Origin of the sequence: Micrococcus sp. TCR-5 (genome assembly GCF_052220525.1) — a bacterium.
Lineage (GTDB): Bacteria > Actinomycetota > Actinomycetes > Actinomycetales > Micrococcaceae > Micrococcus > Micrococcus luteus.
Window position 1 is genome coordinate 1 of record NZ_JBQPDO010000038.1, and the last position, 1,428, is coordinate 1,428.

1 protein-coding gene is annotated in these 1,428 nt (G+C 67.8%); it reads left to right on the forward strand.

The features are described from left to right. The first annotated feature begins 123 nt into the window (after positions 1-123). On the forward strand, positions 124-1,371 hold the full coding sequence (locus tag ACTSKS_RS10990; protein ID WP_011117090.1) for an IS256 family transposase: 1,248 nt from the start codon (positions 124-126) through the stop codon (positions 1,369-1,371). The last annotated feature ends 57 nt before the right edge of the window (positions 1,372-1,428 follow it).

Here is a 1,428-nt window from a genome sequence, read left to right on the forward strand (position 1 = left end):
AGTTGAGTCCCGGATAGTGGTGTAACCCTCCCCGGTGGCCACGACCATCTTCGAGACGGACGCGGTCACCGTGGGAGCCTTCGAGCGAACCTTCCACAGCACTCTCGAAAGGACATCACCACGATGACCGCTCCACACATTGTCGACCCTGAACGCCTGCTGCGCGAAGCTCTCGGGGAGGCCTCCCCAGACCTGCTGCGCCACCTGCTGCAGACCGTGATCAACGCACTGCTCTCCGCCGACGCTGACGCGGTCTGCGGGGCCGAGTACGGCAAGCCCTCCGAACACCGGACAGCGCAGCGCAACGGCTACCGCCACCGACCCCTGGACACCCGCGCCGGCACGATCGATGTGGCCATCCCCAAACTCCGGGCCGGCACGTACTTCCCCGAATGGCTGCTCGAGCGCCGCAAACGGGCCGAGTCCGCACTGATCACCGTGGTCGCGGACTGCTACCTGGCCGGGGTCTCGACCCGGCGCATGGACAAGCTCGTACGGCAGCTGGGCATCGACTCGCTCTCGAAGTCCCAGGTCAGCCGGATGGCACAGGAGTTGGACGAGCACATCGAGGCTTTCCGTCACCGGCCGCTGGGCGAGGCCGGCCCGTTCGTGTTCCTCGCCGCCGACGCCCTGACCATGAAAGTCAGAGAGGGCGGGCGGGTGATCAACGCGGTGGCCATGGTCGCCACCGGGGTCAACGCCGACGGGCGCCGCGAAGTCCTCGGGCTGAGGGTGGCCACCACGGAGACGGGTGCGGCGTGGAACGAGTTCTTCGCGGACCTGGTGGCCCGGGGGCTGGCCGGGGTGGCACTGGTGACCTCGGACTCCCATCGCGGCCTCGTGGAAGCCGTGGCGGCGAACCTGCCCGGGGCCGTGTGGCAACGCTGCCGCACCCATTACGCGGCGAATCTGATGGCCGTGACCCCGAAGAGCATGTGGCCGGCGGTGAAGGCCATGCTGCACAGCGTGTACGACCAGCCCGACGGGCCGGCCGTGCAGGCCCAGTTCGAGCGCCTGTTGGACTACGTGCAGGACAGGTTGCCCGCGGTGGCTGGGCACCTCGATGCAGCACGAGAGGACATCCTCGCGTTCACCTCGTTCCCGAGGGACGTGTGGTCCCAGATCTGGTCGAACAACCCTGCCGAGCGGCTGAACCGGGAGATCCGGCGCCGCACGGACTCGGTGGGGATCTTCCCGAACCGGGATGCCGTGGTGCGTCTGGTCGGGGCTGTGTTGGCCGAGCAGACCGATGAGTGGGCCGAAGGCCGCCGGTATCTCGGCCTGGAACTGCTCGCCCGGTGCCGTGAGCCCCTGACCACGGAGCAAGAGACCGTGATGAGCACGGAGGTGATGCCGACCCTGCAGACCTGACAGGTACAAGCCCCCTACAACCTCGAAGACGGCTACACCACTTCCAGGGACTTGACC

Bases quoted from the DNA above. Each gene is read 5' to 3' on its own strand.
- ACTSKS_RS10990 (WP_011117090.1), top strand. From the start codon at position 124: ATGACCGCTCCACACATTGTCGACCCTGAACGCCTGCTGCGCGAAGCT.